We start from the raw sequence: 17596 nt of genomic DNA, 5'->3' as shown, positions 1-17596 counted from the left end.
TCAGGTTAGACTTGGGTCCCAGCTTAGCGAAATGCAAACACATTCCCGGGAATTGACGGCTCCCTATCGTCGCGAGGTAGTAGAACAAAACTGTTCGTTAGTCGCGCCCTCAGTGGTCCATTTAATAATTTGCGTTCGATCGCACTCTCAGCAACGGCGACTCTCTTTACGGGCATCATTATCTTGATCTCCACTTCATCGGTTTCATGGACGAATATTAAGTTGTCATTAACATTAAAACTCGATGAGCAATTTGTCAACACTTTTATCTTAATTTAATATTATGTGACTGTGAAATTAACACTTATTAGTCAAGTTGCTGCCAAAAAGTCTTGTAGTAATGCCAGACCAAACCAGCAGAAATAATTCCGACGCCAACTAATACAATGATATTAATCAGCATAGCTGCCGCCGCGAACAGCTGAATCAGCACACTATAGATCACAATTGTCAGCACGCCCACAACACTGCAGGCCAACAAGTTAAGCATCAAACCAAGATTACCGCCGCCCCGATTAAACAATTGGGTCACATTAGTCCAATTCGTCAGCCGTAGCTGATAATCACGCTTAAAGTAATGTTGGGCAGCTAGGTACGTCCCCCAAGCAACGCCCAATATTAGAGCCAAATCTAGGGCTAATGGTGCTCGCCCAGCGATACCCACCACTAGAACCATCACACCATTGATCATGATCTGGAACCAATAACCCAAGTAAAACTTTTGTCGTAAGTAACGGGACATTGGGATTGGCAGTGCACGCACAAAGTCAAAGTTCATTTTATCAAGTGAAATGAGATTACCGACTAATGAGGTTTGATTAACATTGACGATCGCACCGGCCATCCCACTGACAAACCAGACACCGAGCCAGTTCAGCGATAGCCGACTAAAATTAGGGGCGGTCCCCGAAAAGAGAACGGTCCCGACTAAAATCAATGGCAGCAGGATTGAATTTGTGAATAATTGTAAGGTTAAACTGGGTTCTTTCAGTAACTGAAACTGGTAGGTACGCAAAATTTTATTGCGGTTATGTTGTCGCGAATGTCGATGCTGCGGTGTTGCCAATAACACTGTGTTGACTTGCGTAAGCTGTTCCACCAAGTGGGTCAAAACAAATTGTCCAGTCAGTGCGAACAAAATCAGCGAGATGACAATTAAACTCGCCCAGGTTAGCAAACTCGTCATTGTCAACGGCGTCGTGAAAACTTTAAAAATCGGTATCAATAGGGGTAATGCTGCGCGGTCAACCTGCGTTCCGGTGTCAGATGATGAGCCGCGATTCATGAAGTAGAGCCCGACTAGCACTAAGACAGCGTTAAGGCCTAACATGACGTTCATCACCATTTTTTGATGGGTGCGAAACACAGTTAGCTTGGTTAAGCCAAAAACTATTAGGGCGCACAAGCACAGTAACAAACTCAGTATTAGGCCATACATCAAGACGGCCATCAGCACACCTAACACCACAAAGATTCCTGCCCGTGTTGCGGTCATGATAAAAATTAAAAGTAACGGAATGGTAAAGGGTACCGTGTTGAATATCACGACCAAAATCTTACTCATAAAAATTTCTTGATTGCGGAAAGGTAACGGTAAGTATTCAACAAGATCATTGCCGGCAAAAAAGACGTTATAAATACCGGATATACTCTGTGAAACTCCCAATAAGATAAATAACGCCACATAGAACGTAAACATGCCTGGCAACTTGCTAAAATCAAAGGCCAGCATCGTCAAACCATAAATACCAAGAAACATCAAGGCATTCAAGTAAAATTGCCGCATCAACTTCTTACTCAAGGCTGACCCCGAAGCGCCCTTTTTACGTAGCCGATCCGTTAGTTGCGGATTCAACAACCTGAGATTAACAGCCAACAAAACACGCAACTGACTTTTATGCATCATGCTCACCCTCCAGTGCATCGACAAGGTGATCATCCGTCAACCGCCCGGCCATTTGTAAATATATCGCCTCAAGTGATTGTTGCGGATGTTGCGCTAGTAATTGTTCAACCGAACCGGTATAAATCAATTGCCCCTGCTTCAAAATTGCCAATCGGTCACATAACTGCTGCGCCGTATCCAGATTGTGGGTGGAAAAAATGACCGTCTTACCTTTGGCGGCATGGGCCTTCATCAAATTTTTCAAATCAAAAGCAGCTTGGGGGTCTAACCCTTGCAGCGGCTCGTCTAAAATCCAAATATCGGGGTCGGGAAGCAACGCCCCAATCAAAATAGCTTTTTGCCGCATCCCGTGTGAATAACTGGCCATGGGTTCCTCAACGTGTTCAGCCATATCGAACAGTGCCACCAGCTGTTGGCGCCGTTGCTGAACGGTTTCCTCTGATTGCTGGTAAGCGGCAGCTATCAAGTCCCAATATTCCATCGCCGAAAGTTGAAGAAAAATATCGGGTGTGTCCGGCACGTAAGAGATCTTTTCTTTGACAGCTTGTCGTTGCTGTTCAAGGTCTAAGCCATCGACCGTAACCGTGCCACTCGTCGGTTTAATGATACTGACTAAGTTTTTGATCGTCGTTGATTTACCCGCCCCATTGTGGCCCAGCAAACCGAAGATTTGGCCTGATGCGATGGTTAAAGTAAGCTGATTCAATGCTGTCTTATCCCCATAACGTTTCGTTAATTCGTGAATTTCAATCATGTGATTATCCCCCTAGTCACCATTTTGGCTTTATTATACCGGACCACGTTTGAAAACTCGAAAACGGAGCGACTCGATCCTCATCAATTAACTCATCTGTGCCAATGACTAGTTTCATCATGAAACTAACGATTTCACCGACCACTTCCAAGATACTTGTTAGCCCAACCCAATCAACGACCACCTCGTTGTTACAGTTGTCATATACAAGTTAGTTGTTTTGAAGATTTCCGTCGCTACAAAACAGATACAGATTGTCATTTGACATTCCAGTATTAATCCTTTTTGTTACTTACAATTTTGAAAAGATTCCCCTAACCCAATTAAGAAGCTGGTACCGTTGCTGTAACGCAAAAAAGTTCTTCTCTGACAAGGCATCAGGCCCTATCAAGGAAGAACTTTAATTTACACTTTGTTATTTAAATAACGGCTTTCCATTGCCTGGCGGGCAAGAACAGCGTCCTCAAAGTGCTGAAACGGCTTGTGTAACAGGTAGCGCCCCTTGTAGAAAAATGTCGCCACCCATTTTTGAGTATTGCTATCCCAGCTGACACCGATGACACCACTCTTATTACGCTTAGACATAATCTTTGACGGTAAATCAGTGTGATGATCATGAATTTTCAGATTGCTTAACCGCCCCATACTGGCAGCCGTTTTGGGATTACGTCGAATTAACTGCGACCGACTTTCTCGTGTCAAACACCCACAGCTTCTTGCTCGCCCATGCCGCAACGCGTACGAATCAGCTTTGGTCTGATTGCCACAGCGACACTGACACAACCAGAGGGCATTGCCATTTTTGGCAGTTCCACAACGTCTAATGACTGTTAAGCGGCCAAACTTCTGACCCGTGATATCGATTAAAGTAGTCATATTAACGCCTCCATTTAACGGCTAATTATGACGTTTCTTCAAAATTGCACTCACACCAACTAGTAAGGTTGCTGCAGTCAAACCAAGTAGTTCCGCCGCAACACTAGCTGGCCGATCATCATTGGTTTGCGGTAAAGTCGCTTGTTTGTGGGTGGCTGATTGATGAGCCGCGGTTGGCTTAACGGATTTAGTCGTCTTCGCCAGTTTAACCGTTTTTACATTGGCTGGTCGTGTCTGAGCAGTCTGTTCAACAGCCTGTGCTTGTTTGAGATCCACTGACCGCTTGACGCTAGCTTGTTTAGCAGTTGTTGTTGCGACGGTCTGAGCCTTATCCGGCGTCTTGACCGTTGCGACTTTATCTGGCGTGTCAGTCGTCTTAATTTTATCCGACTTATTAACTGTCACCGTCTTCACTGGTGTTTTTGGTGTCTCACCGGTTGAAGGCCTATCGGTAACGTAACGAATCGTTTGAATATCATCCACGCTAGCTGGCGTAACCATGACTGCCTGAGTACCCGTTACCACCGCATGATAGCCCGGAATACTGAACGCCGCGACGCGCTCAAAAGTGTGATCCGCCTGATTAGTCGACCAATTGCTATACGTTACGTCCCCGGTGACCTGATCAACCCGTTTAGTACGAGTGAATGTCATCGCTCTGACCGTATCATCGTGCAACTGCGTGCCAGTCGTACTCTGATAATGTATGGTTTGCGTGATCGTCTTGGTCTCGGTTGTCGCAGTTGTCACATGTGCAAGCTGAACCAGATAGCTGTGAACAACACCATCATCATTGAAAATAGCTCCTGAAACTGGATAGCTATCGCGGACAAGCACGTAGCCCTGATTACTGTAATCAGCAATTGTGTTAGCCGTGCGGTAATCGGATGATGTCTGATAATCGCCAGTCAAACTGACGGTCGCGAGCGTTTTATCCGTGGTGACATCAACATAGGTGACCGTCGCCTTTTCTGCGTTAAGCGCATACGTCACAATAATGTTGGTCGGTTGCGCCGCACTAGTTACTGCATCGTTTCCCGTGACCCGCGCCCGGTCAGCCGTATAGCCAATAATAACGGGTGACGTCACGGTGGTATAACGACCAGTAGCTGAAGTCCCATCCAGCCAATCAGTATAAACTACGGTAGGATCAACTTCATCAATCGTGGCATCCCGATTAAACGTAATCAGTTGAACGCTGTCAGTGCCAGCCGAAGCCCCATTTTGATACTGATACTTAATCGTTTGACTGACTTGTTTCGTCAGATCTTGGGCGGTCGTTCCAGCTGGATATTTCGGTCCGTCTGGATTGTCTGGATCAATTGGTTGGCCTGGCGTACCCGGATTACCTGGTGTAACCGTGACTAACTTATGCTTCAGTGTCACGGTATAAGTTTTAGCAAAATCATCGACATCGAACAGCATCCCCGATACGGGATAATTATCACGTACCAGTTCATAACCGTTTTTAACATAACCTGCAATGGTTTCAGCGGTCCGATAATTGGATTGTGTCCGATAGTCACCAGTCAAATTGGCCGTAGCGAGCGTTTTACCCGTCGTGACATCCACATAAGTGACCGTTGCTTTTTCAGGTTTTGCCGCATAGGTGACGACCACCTGTGTGTCTGAATCTGTATTAGCAACTGAATCACGACCAGCAACCTGTGTTTTATCAGCCGTATAGCCAGTAATGACGGGTGACATCACGGTGGTATAACGACCAGTAGCTGAAGTGCCATTCAACCAATCAGTATAAACTGCGGTAGGATCAACTTCATCAATCGTGGCATCCCGATTAAACGTTATTAGTTGAACGTTATCAGTACCAGCCGAAGCGCCATTTTGATACCGATACTTAATCGTTTGACTAACTTGTTTCGTCAGATCTTGGGCGGTCGTTCCAGCTGGATATTTCGGTCCGTCTGGATTGTCTGGATCAATTGGTTGGCCCGGCGTACCCGGATTCTCTGGTGTAACCGTGACTAACTTATGCTTCAGTGTCACGGTATAAGTTTTGGCAAAATCATCGACGTCGAACAGCATCCCCGATACGGGATAATTATCACGTACGAGTTGATAGCCATTCTTGACATAGCTCGCAATCGTTTCAGCCGTCCGGTAACTGGACGTGGTCTGATAGTTACCAGTCAAATGATCCGTAGCGAGCGTTTTACCCGTAGTGACGTCTACATACGTGACCGTGGCGTTCTCTGGCTTAGCCTGATACGTGACCACGATGTTCGTGTCAGCATCCGCATTGTGCACCTCGTTATTACCCGCAATACGCGTTGAATCAGCAACATAGCCTTTAATTTCCGGTGAATCGACTGGCATGTAACGACCAGTCGTTGCCGTACCAGTCAACCAATCGGTATAAGTTAGCTTATTGTTAACCTCATCGACCGTCACGCTGCGCTTGAAAGTGATTGTTTGCGTATTAGCGTCGGCAGCAGTACTTTTATCCTGATACTGATAGTGAATGGTTTGACCAACCTGCTTAATCAAGTCTTGCACAGCCGTACCCGCTGGATATGTGGGCCCGTTTGGATTATCGGGGTCAATCGGCTCGCCTGGCGTACCCGGATTATCTGGGGTAAGCGGCAGGAGTTTATGTTGCAATTTGACAGTATAAGCCTGAGTACCTCCGTCTTTATCAAACACAGCACCGGCTGTCGGGTAGCCATCACTGACCACTTTATAGCCCATATTAAGGTACTGAGCGATTCGATCTGCGGTCCGATAATTCGAAACGGTCTGATAATCACCAGTTAGTGGGTCTGTCGCCAGCACCACTCCCGTTGTCGTATCTTCATAGATCACCGTGGCTTTTTCGGGATTAGCCTGATAATAAACTTGTACATCTGGACTGAGATCCGTCCCACTCACCGTATCACGACCCACAACACTGGTTGGGTCAGCCGTATAACCAGTAATCGAAGGTGAATCAACGGCCTCAAAACGACCAGTCATGGTCCCATCATCAGTCAACCAATCCGTGTAGACGACTGTGCCATTAACTTCATCCACCGTGACGTTACGACTAAAATTAACCACTTGAACATTGTCCGGCTTAGCAGTGCGACCATCCTTGTATAAATAATGAATCGTTTGGCTGACTTGCTCAGTTAAATCCTCAAAGTCAGTCCCCACTGGATATGTGGGTCCGTTTGGATTATCGGGGTCGATCGGCTCGCCTGGCGTACCCGGATTATCTGGCGTGCGTGTTACAAATTTATGAACAAGCGTCACCTGGTACTTTTGAACACTGCCGTCCTGGTCATAGATCACCCCGGCTGTTGGATAGTCATCACGGTACAATTGATAGCCCGCATTCTCATATGCGGCAATCGTATCAGCTGTCCGATACGCATCCGTTGTCCCGTACGCTCCTTGTAAGGGTTCCGTCTTAATGACCTTGTTATCAGTTTGGTCAAAATACGTGACCGTCGCATACTCTGTGTTCACGGTATACGTCACAGGAATCGTCGTGTCATCATCCTGCCATACAACGCCGGGATTGCCGGCAACACTGGTTGAGTCAGCCGTATAACCAGTAATCAAAGGTGAATCAACGGCCTCAAAACGACCAGTCACGGCCCCATCATCAGTCAACCAATCTGTGTAGACGACTGTGCCATTAACTTCATCTACCGTGACGTTACGACCAAAATTAACCGCTTGAACATTATTCGGTTTAGCAGTGCGACCATCCTTGTATAAATACTGAATGGTTTGACTGACTTGCTCAGTTAAATCCTCAAAGTCAGTCCCCACTGGATATGTGGGTCCGTTTGGATTATCGGGGTCGATCGGCTCGCCTGGTGTACCCGGATTATCTGGCGTGCGTGTTACAAATTTATGAACAAGCGTAACCTGGTACTCTTGAACACTGCCGTCCTGATCATAGACCACCCCGGCTGTTGGATAGTCATCATCGACCAGGTCGTAGCCCGCATTCTCATACGCGGCAATCGTATCAGCCGTCCGATACGCATCCGTTGTCCCGTACGCTCCTTGTAAGGGTTCCGTCTTAATAACCTTGTTATCAGTTTGGTCAAAATACGTTACAATCGCCGTTTCAGTCTTGGCCAAATAACGATACGTCACGGTACCGCCCTGATCAGTTAACGTGCCATTATAGGCTAGTCCAGTATTGGGTGCTAACACATAGCCCGTCTTAGGTTTGGCTGCCGTCGTGTAGGTCAAATAGTCCGTGGCCGTTGCGTCCGTAGCATGTGTCGCCGTACCAGTTTCCGAAGCATCTACCTGAGTCTCACCATTAGCATCTACATGTTCGTAGAGGTACTTAACCGCAATATCACCAATTGTCAAGGTGCCAGGAATGACTGAAATGGTATAGTTTTTATTCACCGAATCATCAGCATCAGGAGTGGCCGTAATTGTCTTAGTTCCAACCGCACTCATGCCGTTGGTCACACGATACTTTAAGGTCTCACCATTAACTGTCCCAGTAACCACCGCCGCCAAATTCTTTTGCGTCCCATCCGACCAATAAATCTTGTTGGAAATCGTAATTGTTGCTTTGGCTGGATCAATTGTCAGCGTTCCATTGACATAAGAAATTTTATAATTACTGGTATCGGCTGCCGTGGTCCCAGTCATTGCATAAGTGCCGACCTTAGTATAAGTCGTCGCACCACTGCCATCTGCCGCAACTGCGGTAAATGCTAACTGATCATAATTGGTCCCACTAGTAACAGCGGCAGTCGTGCCATGTGCGCGGCCGTCATAAACTGCATTATCATCCTTGACCGTGACTGTCAGATCTGCTGGCGTGATCACCAACGTCCCATCCGTCGTGGTAACGGTATAGTTCTTAGCCAAAATCGCCGCTTGCGTGGGATCCGCTAACGCGTATGTCAGGTCGTCATAGGTACCGACGTTCGTGGCAGTCGTCGTAGTAAAATCAAAGTGATCATACGCGGTTCCAGTCGTTACAGCTACGGATGTCCCCTGAGGCTTGCCATTATAGGTCACTGTATCATTGGCTATCGTTAACCCGAGACCAGCAGCCTGCACCGTACCAATCGTGGTGAAAACTGCCGCATCATCCAGAATATAATTCGACCCCAACGCAGCTTGAACTGCCGCCCGACCTGCTTCATTAAGAGTAATTGTATATTGGCCAGTGTCCGTCCCGGTCAAGTTAGCATCGGTGCCTTGATACGCGTAAGTAAAGTCTGCCGGCGTTAAAATACTTTGACCGACCTTGCCGGCTACACCTGGTTTAGCATCGCCGATTTCACCGTTACTAATTTGAAGGATATTTCGCTTTGTTGCATTTTTAACGGTGATTACCGGCAACATTGTCAATGCTCCCGTATACGGCTGTGAAGGCCGAAGTATAATTAGCCCATTCTTACCAGTGGTGGCTGTGATTTTTACAGGGACAATCTTAATTGTAAAGGTATAATCGGAGGCCCCAGTCGAAAAGGTTGGGACAAAGTCATCCAAATCACTGGTGGTATCATAAGCATTATAACCTTGCATAACCCGGCTCATCCCAGCTTTACCCGCTGCATTGATCGTCACTGCGTAACTGCCAATTTTGGTAAGCGTTGCAAGGTCCGTATCTCCGGAATATTTCGTGACTTGCCCATGTTCATCCGTATACACAACATCAACGTAATCATTGACATCAGCAGAGTCCAGAAAAAGTGCATATAATAAATTGACCTTGTTGCCGTTTACATCTTCTAAGTAATTGCCCGCTGCATCTTGAATATAGTAGGCGATGTCGTTAGCCGGCGTCTCATCTGGAGAACTAATATAAGATTCTAGATCCGCCAGCGACGCCTCGCCATAATTCATCGACACGGTCCCCGTAGTTACTAACGATACGGTCGGCTTCGTTTCAGCTTCACTGGCGATAGCTGAAACCGCCGGTACTGCGGACTTAGTGACCGGCGTGTTTGCTGACCTGCTCGCTAGCGCACCCGTCAATGGGAGTGCCCGACTTGTCACTGCAGTCGTAATGGTCGGTGCTTCAGCAGTATGGGTGCCGGCCGTTTTCTCAGTTTCTGCGCGCGTTTGGCTAGCTGGTGTAGAAGCAGTGACATCACTTGCTACTGAAGAATTGGTCATCTTAGTGCTTGTCGTATCCGTGTTAAAACTCGTAGTAGCCGTTTTAGTTGCGGATGTTGATGTGGCTTCCGTGTCAGTAGATTTACTGGTGACACTTGGTGCACTAGCACTTGAGCCATCAGTACTTGATATGCTAGCACTTGAGTCAGCGCTGCTTGAAGCAGCACCGACTTCGGCAGCCGGCTTCGTAGCTGCTGCCGACTGACGATTACTGGAAGCTGAAGTTGCCCCAGTTGAATCAGTAGTAGCTTTAGTATCCTGAGTCACGGCCTTTGTGGCTGTCGCCGTACTAGATGATTTTAGTACAACGGCATTGCTCGGTTCTGCCATGTCGGAACTAACGCTTGCGCTATTGTCGGCCGTGTCAACCCCCGTACCCGTTGCGGCTTTCACTTGTTCAACTTGGCTAAAAGTCAAACCGATGCCAACTGAAAATACCGTGATACTAGCAGCCACCCAGCGCCGCCCCGATTTATAAAGCTTATAATGAGACTTACTTTCCAATCCCAACCTATTTAAACGATTCCGCATAATTCTGCCTCCAAAGTTCAACCGTACCTGGGACAATCAAGTTATTTAGCTGAGTAATATTTGGTGCGCTTCATAACGTACTGAAACAATCGCGTTAATCATCAAGCTATCACCTGATTGACCCCTTCAATCATTAGTATACGTTCAAATAAGTTAAAATAACAAGTGCATAACAAAAAATAGACAAAATTATTTTTTAGATTATTTAATTGCAGTATCAGTTCATGCTATAACGCTGCATAAAAATACTAATATAACCGACATACTGACACACTTACTTTGAATCTATTGCACCCGCATCCCAGTTAGGTGGTTATCAAACAATGTATATCATTTGTTCTACTGCTGAAATGGTTTGCCAGCTATTTTACGGCACCAACTAATTTTCATTGCCTGCACGCCGACCATATCACCTAATATTGTTAAGACGCGCAAATCATGAACTGTATTTTCACACCAAAAAGCCCCTCTGAATGGGTTTCATTCAAAGGGGCACGGACATGCCGCACGGATATTCTCATTTAAGCTGTTACTGACACACCCTAATCTAAATAGGTACTATGCATCCCAATATAGCCTAAATTCGTTCCCATTGGTTTGGCCGCGACTAATATTGGATAAATCTGATCATAAAAGTTTGAAGCAGCCTTCGAGAGGCCCTTGTTGCGTAGCGCCTCCATTTGAAAACTGACCACTAATTTATTTAACACAGCAATTGAATAGCGATGATGCTCCAAATCGGCTTTGACCATCAACCCGATTTTACGTTCACGGTCGGTAAGACTCGTGTCGAGAACGAAGTCAACTAATTGACTCAATAACGCCTGTTCATCGACCTGATGTTTCCCCGTATGTCCAAACATCGGCGTTCACCTAACTCTCTTTTATCTTATCGTGCTAGCTCTGAGCAATTCCCGTTTAATTAACCCGGCCGCCAGCTTAGCACTAGTTATACTGGTCAAATACGCGACAAACCAGTTCAGATAAATCAGTTTAGTCTGATATCGAGTGATTCATATTCAGCTAATTGACGTATTCCAAGAAGCATCGCGTACTCGTATTACTATCATAATACTTCAAATTAGGAATTACGAGCTATCTCGTAAGATTGTTAAGAGATAAACCCAAGCACAGCATGCTCACATTGTGAACCGACCTAAATTGGTCGATGATTTGACGATTGAGCGTGTCACTAACTTCGCCAATAAAAAAAGCTAGCTAATCATTAAAAATGATTAACTAGCTTTCCATCATCAGTTCAGCCTAAGCTGCAACCGATGACTGCTGACGTTGTGATTTAGCCACGACGACGTTCTGGGATCCGAGCAGCCTTACCATGTAAGTTACGTAAGTAGTATAACTTGGCACGACGTACACGACCTTGACGAACGACATCAATTGCGGCAACGCGTGGTGTGTGTAATGGGAATGTCCGTTCCACACCAACACCGTTACTGATCTTACGAACAGTATAAGTTTCGCTGATACCGGAACCATGGCGCTTGATAACAACACCTTCAAATAATTGGATCCGTTCGCGAGTACCTTCAACAACTCGTGCATGAACACGAACTGTGTCTCCAGCACGGAAATCAGGGATGTCCGTACGAAGTTGTTCATTGGTGATCTTTTCGATCAATTGGTTTTGACGCATAATGTATTTCTTCCTTTCGCCGACATTCGTGACAACCTGGTCAGCGGAACATCGTTAATGGGCACAATAGCCAATAAATAGAATACCATATTCGAGGGTGGGCACGCAAGTTTTTTTGAACTCTTCACGACTAACTTGTCCTAATTAACGGCATAGCCTACACTTCCGACTCATCCGCCTTGATATCTGCTAACATCTGTTTAGCTTTTCCTGACAATGATAGCCCCGTCAACATGTCCGGGCGCCGTTCATAGGTCCGTTTCAGTGCCTGTTCTAAGCGCCAATCATCAATTTTTCCATGATCACCACTCAGTAAGATATCTGGTACCTTCATACCACGAAAATCAGCAGGACGCGTATATTGTGGGTATTCCAGGAGACCGCTCGAAAAAGAATCCCCCGGAGCCGATTCCGAATTACCAAGCACACCTGGTAAGAGCCGCACCGTCGCATCAATCATGACCATTGCACCCAGTTCACCACCAGTTAAAACGTAATCACCTAGCGAGACTTCATCGGTGACTAATGACCGAATCCGCTCATCATAACCCTCATAGTGGCCGCAAATAAAGGTCAAATGTTCTTCCTGAGCAAAGTCTTCAGCAACGTGTTGATTGAACTGGACTCCCGCCGGATCCAATAAGATCACGCGACCGGGTGCCGGGTGTTTTTCCTGAACGCTGGCCAAAGCATCAAAAATCGGTTGTGGTTGGAGTAACATGCCCGCACCACCACCATACGGATAATCATCCACATGGTTATGCTTGTCGGTCGTAAAATCCCGAAAATTAGTGACATCAACATTGATGACGTCATTTTCAATGGCATTGCCAATCATCGACTCATGAAGCGGCCCCGCAAACATCTCTGGAAACAGGCTTAAAATATCGATTTGCATTAATCAATCAGCCCTTCCATTAGTTCAACAGTCACCACGCCCGCATCCAAGTCAACATCTTTAATGACCTGGGGAATCTTAGGTAGTAAGACGTCAGACTGACCATGATCCCGTTTGACCACCCAAACATCATTCGCACCAGGTGACAGAATCTCTTTAATAGTCCCTAAAGGCTCGTCAGCGGTCGTCACAACTTGTAGGCCGACAATCTGGTGATAGTAGTACTCACCCGCTGGCAAGGCATGTAATGCTTCAGCAGGAACTTTGATCGTCCACCCCTTATAGCGCTCCACATCATTGATGTTATCGAGCCCTTCAAAGGTAAGAAAGTACAGCCCCTTTTGCTCACGGGCCTTCGCGATTTTGACAGTAATCCCGCCAGTCGTTTCATCTGGGGTTTTAAATAAACTCAATTGTTGCCCTACTTTAAAGCGTTCTTCTGGAAAATCAGTCACGACAACGACTTTCACTTCACCACGAATGCCGTGGGTGTTAACTAGGGTGCCAACACGATAGTAATCCATTAGCTTCCTCCTCTTAATTAGCTTGATTGTTATTCGTTTTAAATGTCATCAACATGTTACAACTAATCTACTCAACGACGGTCATCGAGATACTTTGACTCGTCCTCAAAAACTGGAACAAGATAAAAAAACTCTTAAACAAAACATCACTGCTTCGCTCAAGAGTTTTTTTGTTGTCCGTCTTCGATCGTAAGCCGGACACGTTTAGGTCCTGAAACTCGGACACTATACACAATTGTCCGAATTGCCGAAGCAACCCGTCCCTGCCGACCAATGACCCGGCCGATATCTTCGGGATTAACCGTTAAGTTGTATTCAAGATAACGCGTGGTTTCCTTAAAATCAACTTTAATATCGTCTGGATATTGAACTAACGGGGTGACAACCGTGGTGATTAAAGCTTTAATATCTGCCATGATCTATTACCGCTTTATTATTTAGTGAACTTAGCTTCGTGGTACTTCTTCATGATACCGGCCTTAGATAAGATATTCTTAACCGTATCTGAAGGTTGGGCACCATTGTTCAACCAACCGAGGATATCTTCCTCTTCAAGTTTAACTTGGGCTGGTTCTGTAAGTGGGTTGTATGTGCCGACTTGGGCGATAAAACGACCATCACGTGGTGAACGTGAATCTGCGACAACAATCCGGTAAAATGGATTTTTCTTAGAACCCATCCGCTTTAGACGAATCTTGACTGACATTTAAACACCTCCCGAATTCTTTAACAGGTAATAATATACCAGTAAATCAATAGCTTGTAAAGGACTTTTTCTTGACAGGCTAAAAAAACTTATAAATTAGCGTTTGCGACGCCGCATTGCTTTGGCTAAGCGCTTTTGTTTTTTCTTCTTAGTTTGACGAACCATTCGCTTCATGGCCATTTGTTGCATCTTACCACCGATACCGCCATTGGCACCACCCATGAGACCTTCCATACCAGCAAAGTTCCCTTTGGACATTTGATTCATCATCTTTTTGGTCTGGTTGAATTGCTTGATCATCCGGTTGACTTCATGAATTGGCCGCCCGGAACCAGCCGCAATCCGTCGACGCCGAGATGGGTTCAACAAATCCGGATCTGCTTTTTCGGCATTGGTCATCGAATAAACGATGGCCCGGATATGGGCAATGTCTTTCGGGTCCATGTTGATATTTTTCATCGCTGGATTGTTAGCCATGCCGGGAATCATCTTCATGATATCTTCCATGTTCCCCATCTTGTCAACTTGGTCTAATTGGTCGATAAAGTCATTGAAGTCAAAAGTATTTTCCTGAATCTTCAGGTTCATTTCTTCGGCTTGTTTTTCGTCATATTGCTGTTGCGCCTTTTCAATCAGCGTCAGCATATCACCCATGCCAAGAATCCGATCCGCCATCCGGTCTGGATGGAAGACATCAAGATCAGTCATCTTTTCGCCTTGACCGACAAACTTGATTGGCTTACCAGTGACGGCCCGAATTGATAGTGCAGCCCCACCACGAGTATCGCCATCTAACTTCGTCAAGACGACCCCGGTCACATCCAGCTTATCGTTAAAGCCCTCCGCCGTATTAACGGCGTTTTGACCAGTCATCGCATCGATCACTAACAAAATTTCGTCAGGATGAACGAGATCTTTAATATTGGCCAACTCGTTCATCAACTGCTCATCGATTTGTAACCGACCAGCCGTATCAATAAACACGTAATCATTGTGGTTTTCTTTCGCCTGTGCCATCCCTTGACGCACGATTTCAACGGGATCAACATCGGTTCCTAATTGGAAGACCGGCACGTCGATCTGGCGACCAACCTGTTGCAATTGTTCAATCGCGGCTGGCCGGTAAACGTCGGCCGCAATCATTAATGGTCGGGCATCCTGTTCGTTCTTTAATTTCAGGGCTAATTTCCCGACCGTCGTCGTTTTCCCGGCCCCTTGGAGCCCAGCCATCATGATGACCGTTGGAATCTTCGGCGATTTGTTCAGTGGAACTGCCTTTTCACCCATTGTTTTCGTTAATTCTTCATCAACGATTTTAACGATTTGTTGGGCTGGATTTAAGCCTTCCAGCACCTTTGCGCCGAGCGCACGTTCGCGAACCGTTTTAACAAAATCCTTGACCACCGTAAAGTTAACATCGGCTTCAAGTAATGCTAACCGAATTTCACGCATGGTTGCGCGAAGATCACTTTCCGAAATCTTCCCCTTGCGCCGTAAATTGGTCATTGCTTTTTGTAAACGTTCCGTTAGGCCTTCAAATGCCATTAGTGTCACCTAACCTTTATTATTATTCTGAGTCAGCTTCCAAGTTGACTAGTTGTTGAATCATCTTAATTAACTGGGTATCCCCATGGTAATTTTGCTTAATATAGTCAGAGATCGCGTCAACTTCGTGATTACGTTCCACAAAGTCGTGGTAGAGATGCAGCTTAGCCTCATAACCTTCTAAAATCTTTTCAGTCCGCTTGATGTTATCATAGACGGCCTGGCGCGAAACTGAGAACTCCGCTGCAATCTCGCCTAAGGAATAGTCATCAGCGTAGTACAGTTGAATATAGGCTTTTTGCTTATTCGTTAATAACGGTTCATAAAACTCGAATAACGAATTGATTCGATAATTTTTTTCAATTTCCATGTGGGGACTCCTCACGCTTATCATACAGACTACACACTAAATAAGAGTACCGATTTTATCGCCATTCGTCAACTATCAGTCGCCATTTGGGGTAAAAATAAATGGTAATCGTCCTCGTGCTGAGAACAATTACCATTTCATTAACTGGCTTTCAATTTAAGACCATCATCAACTGATTTAACCCGTGATAATATCTTTAAATAACCCGTAGACAAAGTCATTGGCATTGAATGGTCGTAAATCAGTCACCTTTTCACCTAAACCAACGTACTTCACAGCAAGATGCAATTCATTACGAATAGCTAAGACGATCCCACCACGTGCCGTACCATCAAGTTTAGTTAACACAATCCCACTGACATCCGTCGACTGTTTAAACAATTTGGCTTGGTTCAGCGCGTTTTGCCCAGTCGTGGCATCCAGCACCAGTAAGACCTCATGTGGTGCATCAGGGATTTCACGGGTGATGACCCGCTTGATCTTTTCCAATTCATTCATCAAGTTGACTTTGTTTTGAAGCCGACCAGCAGTGTCCACAAAGAGCACGTCATAATCTTCGGCCTTAGCCTTCTTAACCGCGTCAAAGCAAACGGCCGCTGGATCACTTTTTTCGGCCTTAGCGACCACGTCAACCCCGTCTCGTTGCCCCCAGACTTGCAACTGCTGGATTGCACCAGCTCTAAACGTATCACAAGCCGCCAACAAGACCTTCTTGCCTTGCTGCTTGTACATGTTCGCCATCTTACCGATTGTCGTGGTCTTACCAGCACCATTGACCCCGACAAATAAAATAACGGTCGGACCACTCTTAGCCATGTGAATCGAGTTATCCTCGCCTTCACCAGCTTCACCGTACATATCAACGAGCTTTTCGACGATGACGCTTGAGATTTCTTTCTTGCTCTTCGCGTTCTTTAATTTAACTTCGTCACGTAGCTCGTCACTAATTCGCATCGCGGTCTCATAACCCACATCAGATTCAATCAGCGTATCTTCCAAATCATCGAAGAACGCTTCGTCGACATGGCGGAAATTAGCCAAGAAGGCATTGATACGATCACCAAACGTTTTCCGCGACTTTTTCAGTCCTTCATCATAACGTTCTGCCTCAGTTGGCTCCGGCTCAGCCGATTCCGAATCAGCCGCCGCATTAACAGTCGGTGCGGCGGATTCAGTCGCAGTCGTCGCTGATGACTTGACTGCTGGCGCCGTACTGGCTACTGATTCTGACATAGCGTTTCCTTCAACTACCGCATCAGACTTAGTCGCTAACGCCACGTCGCTCGCGGCCGCTTGACTAACTTGTGCCGCACTCGCACTTAATGCAGCTAGTGACTGGGCAACCATTGCACTGGCTGTGAGTGGCGCTTCCGACACCGTCGCCGACTGCAGTGATGCTTGTGAACCAGACTGTGCACTCACTGCCGCCGTGCTATCGGCCGGGGCTTCACTAGTAGCTGCCGATTTTACTGTCGCTGGTTCGTCCGCAGTGCTTGTCGCTTCGCTTACGGCTGTATTGGACACCGGTGTCGCAATAGATTCAGTTGTTGCGCCCTCCGAGCGAGCTGGCTGTTGTGACGAAGGGGCCCGGTCGTCACTGACCGGTGCGTTAGCTTGACTCGTCGTTGCTGGCGCTTCACTGGCAGCTGACGTTGTTTGAGCGTCATCTGATTCTGGTAAACTAAACGCTTTTTTTAACCGACTAAATAGTCCCATCTTCAACA

Annotated in this window: 13 protein-coding genes; all 13 read right to left on the bottom strand. The window is 46.2% G+C overall.

What is annotated here, in order from left to right; genetic code table 11:
* Window positions 1–307: 307 nt before the first annotated feature.
* Window positions 308–1903: a hypothetical protein gene (locus V7R88_RS06325; protein ID WP_054398153.1), complete on the bottom strand. Its 1596-nt coding sequence runs from the start codon at window positions 1901–1903 to the stop codon at window positions 308–310.
* Window positions 1896–2660 (bottom strand): ABC transporter ATP-binding protein, encoded by a 765-nt coding sequence (locus V7R88_RS06320; protein WP_054398155.1) that lies wholly within the window; start codon window positions 2658–2660, stop codon window positions 1896–1898. Before V7R88_RS06320 ends, V7R88_RS06325 begins: the two co-directional genes overlap by 8 nt.
* Window positions 2661–3065: 405 nt before the next feature.
* Window positions 3066–3536, bottom strand: a complete 471-nt coding sequence (locus V7R88_RS06315) for an alcohol dehydrogenase (protein WP_003645142.1) — start codon at window positions 3534–3536, stop codon at window positions 3066–3068.
* A gap of 21 nt (window positions 3537–3557) precedes the next feature.
* On the bottom strand, window positions 3558–10175 hold the full coding sequence (locus V7R88_RS06310; protein ID WP_338816564.1) for a mucin-binding protein: 6618 nt from the start codon (window positions 10173–10175) through the stop codon (window positions 3558–3560).
* Between the two features lie 542 nt (window positions 10176–10717).
* Window positions 10718–11038: a Gar-IM gene (locus V7R88_RS06305; RefSeq protein WP_054398159.1), complete on the bottom strand. Its 321-nt coding sequence runs from the start codon at window positions 11036–11038 to the stop codon at window positions 10718–10720.
* Between the two features lie 434 nt (window positions 11039–11472).
* The gene (rplS, locus tag V7R88_RS06300) at window positions 11473–11829 is read right to left on the bottom strand and encodes a 50S ribosomal protein L19 (RefSeq protein ID WP_003640385.1); all 357 of its coding nucleotides are present in this window, start codon (window positions 11827–11829) and stop codon (window positions 11473–11475) included.
* A gap of 157 nt (window positions 11830–11986) precedes the next feature.
* Window positions 11987–12727, bottom strand: a complete 741-nt coding sequence (trmD, locus tag V7R88_RS06295) for a tRNA (guanosine(37)-N1)-methyltransferase TrmD (protein WP_003640384.1) — start codon at window positions 12725–12727, stop codon at window positions 11987–11989.
* A complete protein-coding gene (gene rimM / locus V7R88_RS06290) occupies window positions 12727–13251 on the bottom strand; it encodes a ribosome maturation factor RimM (RefSeq protein ID WP_003640383.1) in 525 nt (174 codons plus the stop codon). Before rimM ends, trmD begins: the two co-directional genes overlap by 1 nt.
* A gap of 158 nt (window positions 13252–13409) precedes the next feature.
* Window positions 13410–13667, bottom strand: a complete 258-nt coding sequence (locus V7R88_RS06285) for a KH domain-containing protein (protein ID WP_003640382.1) — start codon at window positions 13665–13667, stop codon at window positions 13410–13412.
* Between the two features lie 17 nt (window positions 13668–13684).
* Window positions 13685–13957 carry a 30S ribosomal protein S16 gene (gene rpsP, locus V7R88_RS06280; protein ID WP_003638633.1) on the bottom strand — a complete coding sequence of 91 codons (273 nt, stop codon included), beginning with the start codon at window positions 13955–13957 and terminating at the stop codon, window positions 13685–13687.
* Window positions 13958–14053: 96 nt separating this feature from the next.
* Window positions 14054–15502 (bottom strand): signal recognition particle protein, encoded by a 1449-nt coding sequence (ffh, locus tag V7R88_RS06275; protein ID WP_054398161.1) that lies wholly within the window; start codon window positions 15500–15502, stop codon window positions 14054–14056.
* A 22-nt stretch (window positions 15503–15524) separates the two neighbouring features.
* Window positions 15525–15872, bottom strand: a complete 348-nt coding sequence (locus V7R88_RS06270; RefSeq protein ID WP_003640380.1) for a putative DNA-binding protein — start codon at window positions 15870–15872, stop codon at window positions 15525–15527.
* Window positions 15873–16049: 177 nt separating this feature from the next.
* Entirely contained in the window at window positions 16050–17588 is a 1539-nt protein-coding gene (gene ftsY / locus V7R88_RS06265; protein ID WP_054398163.1) for a signal recognition particle-docking protein FtsY, read from the bottom strand.
* Window positions 17589–17596 lie beyond the last annotated feature (8 nt).

Origin of the sequence: Lactiplantibacillus argentoratensis (genome assembly GCF_037290055.1) — a bacterium.
Lineage (GTDB): Bacteria > Bacillota > Bacilli > Lactobacillales > Lactobacillaceae > Lactiplantibacillus > Lactiplantibacillus plantarum.
The sequence above is the reverse complement of the archived record's forward strand: the minus strand, read 5'-3'. Positions and strand labels throughout refer to the sequence as shown.

Excerpts from the sequence above, each read along its gene's own strand:
- V7R88_RS06325 (WP_054398153.1), bottom strand. The coding sequence starts at position 1,903 with ATGCATAAAAGTCAGTTGCGTGTTTTGTTGGCTGTTAATCTCAGGTTG.
- V7R88_RS06320 (WP_054398155.1), bottom strand. The coding sequence starts at position 2,660 with ATGATTGAAATTCACGAATTAACGAAACGTTATGGGGATAAGACAGCA.
- V7R88_RS06315 (WP_003645142.1), bottom strand. The coding sequence starts at position 3,536 with ATGACTACTTTAATCGATATCACGGGTCAGAAGTTTGGCCGCTTAACA.
- V7R88_RS06310 (WP_338816564.1), bottom strand. The coding sequence starts at position 10,175 with ATGCGGAATCGTTTAAATAGGTTGGGATTGGAAAGTAAGTCTCATTAT.
- V7R88_RS06305 (WP_054398159.1), bottom strand. The coding sequence starts at position 11,038 with ATGTTTGGACATACGGGGAAACATCAGGTCGATGAACAGGCGTTATTG.
- rplS (WP_003640385.1), bottom strand. The coding sequence starts at position 11,829 with ATGCGTCAAAACCAATTGATCGAAAAGATCACCAATGAACAACTTCGT.
- trmD (WP_003640384.1), bottom strand. The coding sequence starts at position 12,727 with ATGCAAATCGATATTTTAAGCCTGTTTCCAGAGATGTTTGCGGGGCCG.
- rimM (WP_003640383.1), bottom strand. The coding sequence starts at position 13,251 with ATGGATTACTATCGTGTTGGCACCCTAGTTAACACCCACGGCATTCGT.
- V7R88_RS06285 (WP_003640382.1), bottom strand. The coding sequence starts at position 13,667 with ATGGCAGATATTAAAGCTTTAATCACCACGGTTGTCACCCCGTTAGTT.
- rpsP (WP_003638633.1), bottom strand. The coding sequence starts at position 13,957 with ATGTCAGTCAAGATTCGTCTAAAGCGGATGGGTTCTAAGAAAAATCCA.
- ffh (WP_054398161.1), bottom strand. The coding sequence starts at position 15,502 with ATGGCATTTGAAGGCCTAACGGAACGTTTACAAAAAGCAATGACCAAT.
- V7R88_RS06270 (WP_003640380.1), bottom strand. The coding sequence starts at position 15,872 with ATGGAAATTGAAAAAAATTATCGAATCAATTCGTTATTCGAGTTTTAT.
- ftsY (WP_054398163.1), bottom strand. The coding sequence starts at position 17,588 with ATGGGACTATTTAGTCGGTTAAAAAAAGCGTTTAGTTTACCAGAATCA.